3 protein-coding genes are annotated in these 3,111 nt (G+C 67.0%); 2 read left to right on the forward strand and 1 reads right to left on the reverse strand.

The features are described from left to right. Positions 1-597: AMP-binding enzyme (locus R1101_RS27670; RefSeq protein WP_037224229.1), on the forward strand; the 597-nt coding region annotated here is incomplete at its 5' end. 63 nt (positions 598-660) lie between these two features. On the opposite strand, the gene R1101_RS0119910 is transcribed toward R1101_RS27670, so the two are convergent. Further along, positions 661-2,031: an MFS transporter gene (locus tag R1101_RS0119910; protein ID WP_037224230.1), complete on the reverse strand. Its 1,371-nt coding sequence runs from the start codon at positions 2,029-2,031 to the stop codon at positions 661-663. A 205-nt stretch (positions 2,032-2,236) separates the two neighbouring features. On the opposite strand from R1101_RS0119910, the gene R1101_RS0119915 reads away from it, so the two are divergent. Next, positions 2,237-3,111, forward strand: an 875-nt coding sequence (locus R1101_RS0119915; RefSeq protein WP_016935064.1) for a Na+/H+ antiporter NhaA, incomplete at its 3' end; no start/stop codon positions are given.

Genomic DNA, 3,111 nt, shown 5'->3' on the forward strand with positions numbered 1-3,111 from the left:
ATCGTCGACGACGAGGCCGAGTCTCTCGGTCCGGGTGGTAACGGTTATCTGGTCCTCGACGAGCCGTGGCCGGCGATGCTGCGCGGCATCTGGGGCGACGATCAGCGTTACCGCGAGACCTACTGGTCGCGCTACGCCGAGCAGGGCTGGTACTTCGCCGGTGACGGTGCGCGTTACGACGAGGACGGCGCACTGTGGGTGCTCGGCCGCGTCGACGACGTCATGAACGTCTCCGGCCACCGCATCTCCACCTCGGAGGTCGAGTCGGCGCTCGTGTCGCACCCGTCCATCGCCGAGGCCGCGGTCGTCGGTGCGGCGGACGAGACCACCGGTCAGGGCATCGTCGCGTTCGTGATCCTGCGCGAGCATGTCGAGAACACCGGCGACACGCTCATCAAGGAACTGCGCGATCACGTCGCGGTGGAGATCTCACCGATCGCCAAGCCGCGCCAGATCACCGTGGTGCCGGAACTGCCGAAGACCCGGTCGGGCAAGATCATGCGCCGCCTGCTGCGCGACGTCGCCGAGGGCCGCGAGCTCGGCGACACCTCGACCCTGGTCGATCCGGCCGTCTTCGACGCGATCCGCGGCAAGTAGTCCCGTACGAGGAAAGGCCCCTTCCGGATCGGATCGGGAAGGGGCCTTTCGCTGTCGGTACGACTACACCTCGTCGAGCGACCGGTCGCGCGTCTCCTTGACGATGAGCAGCGCGACGAAGGTCGTCGCCGCGGCGATCAGCAGGTAGATGCCCACCCAACCGACGCCGTAGCTCGTGGCCAGCCAGGTCGCGATGAACGGGGCCACCGCGGCACCGAGGATGCTCGACACGTTGTACGAGATTCCGGAACCCGTGTAGCGGACGTTCGTCGGGAACAGCTCGGGCAGGATCGCGCTCTGCGGCCCGAAGGTCAGACCCATGAGCAGCATGCCGACGATGAGGAAGAACAGCATGCGGCCGGAGCTCATGCCACCGCTCGACAGCAGGAACTGGAAGCACAGGCCGAACACCATGATCGCGCCCGTGACGACGAGCAGGGTCGAGCGGCGGCCGTAGCGGTCGGCGAGCCATCCGGCGAGGGGCACGGCCGCGGCGAAGAACAGCACCGCGACCAGCTGCAGCACGAGGAAGTCCGCGTACTGGAATCCGGCGCCGTGGCCGCCTTCGGCAGGGGTCTTGCCCGTTCCGAAGCTCAGGACCCAGGTGGTCATGATGTAGAAGAGCGTGTACGTCGCGAGCATGACGAAGGTGCCGATGATCAGCTGACGCCAGCTGGTCTTGAACACCTCGGCGAGAGGCGTCTTGACCTTCTTGCCCTCGGCGACGGCCTTGGCGAAGACCGGCGTCTCCTCGAGCTTGAGCCGCACGTACAGGCCGATGATCACCATGATGGCGCTGAGCAGGAACGGGATGCGCCAGCCCCATTCGAGGAAGGCACTCGACAGGTCGGGATCACCGTTGTCGTGGCCGAGCGCCAGCGTGATGATCAGGAACAGACCGTTGGCTCCGATGAAGCCGATGGGCGCGCCGAGCTGCGGCCACATCGCCGCCCAGGCGCGCTTGCCGGGTTCGGCCGTCTCGGTGGCGAGCAGCGCCGCCCCCGACCATTCCCCACCGAGACCCAGACCCTGGCAGAAACGCATGAGCGCCAGCAACGCCGGGGCGATGAGCCCGGCCTGGTGGTAGGTCGGCAGCAGACCGATGAGGAAGGTCGCGATGCCCATCGTCAGGAGCGAGCCGACGAGGGTGACCTTGCGGCCGATGCGGTCGCCGAAGTGCCCGAAGACCACGGATCCGACCGGACGGGCGACGAAGGCGATGCCGAAGGTCGCGAGGGAGGCGAGCAGCGCGGTCGTGCTGTTGCCCTGCGGGAAGAACAGGTGCGGGAACACCGAGACGGCGGCTGTCGCATAGATGTAGAAGTCGTAGAACTCGATGGACGTGCCGACCATGCTGGCGACGACGATCCGCCGGCGCGGGACACCCGCGACGATCGAGGAACCGCCGTCCTCCACTCCGACCGATGTGCTCACTGAACCAACTCCAGAACTTGAAACCAAATGGTGAGAAAAAATCCCAACTACTAGGAAAAGTGAACACCCCGGTTTCCGTCTCCCGCAAATCGGACACCCTGGGTCTGCTCGACCCGTACCCCGTTAGACTCCTGACGGGGTGTGCCGGGAAGTCTGGTCGGCGACGGCTCGGCCGTGCCCGTATTCCCCCGACCGAAAGACACTCGTGTCCGACACCTCCTCGCCCACCTGGACCGCACCTCTGGGTCGCTTCCTCCGCACCGAGACGGTGGGTGGTTCGCTGCTGCTCATCGCCGCAGCGATAGCTCTGATCTGGATCAACTCCCCGTTCGGGGACTCCTACATCGCGCTGCGGGACTTCACCTTCGGCCCGGAATCCCTGCACCTGCACCTCTCGGTGGGCGACTGGGCCAAGGACGGCCTGCTCGCCGTCTTCTTCTTCGTCGCGGGCCTCGAGCTCAAACGCGAACTCGTCACGGGTGAACTCGCCGACCGCAAGAAGGCGATCCTGCCCGTGATCGCCGCAGCCGGCGGCGTGATCCTGCCGGCCCTCATCGCGGCCTTCGTCGGCTGGGGTGCACCGGGAATGGACCGGGGCTGGGCGATCCCGGTCGCCACCGACATCGCCTTCGCGCTCGGCGTGCTCGCTCTCACCGGTTCCCGCATCCCCACCAGCGCCCGAGTGTTCCTGTTGAGCCTGGCCGTGGTCGACGACCTCATCGGCATCGCGCTCATCGCGATCCTGTTCACCTCGGGGCTCGCCGTCGCGTGGTTGCTCGCCACGGTGGCCGCAGCGGCCGCGTACTGGTTCGCGCAGCAGAAGCGCGTCACCACCCCGTGGTTGTACGTACCGCTCGCACTGTTCACCTGGTACGCCATGCACAGCGCCGGTATCCACGCGACCGTCGCCGGGGTCCTCCTCGGCCTGCTCACACGTGTACGCAACGATCCCGGCGAGGACTACGCACCCGCCGAGCGGCTGGTCCATCGCATCCAGCCGTGGTCCGCCGGCCTGTGCGTTCCGCTGTTCGCCCTGTTCGCTTCGGGCGTGCCCATCGGTGCGCAGATGCTCGGCGAGGT

The sequence above is a fragment of the Rhodococcus sp. R1101 genome (assembly GCF_000278445.1).
Lineage (GTDB): Bacteria > Actinomycetota > Actinomycetes > Mycobacteriales > Mycobacteriaceae > Rhodococcus > Rhodococcus gordoniae.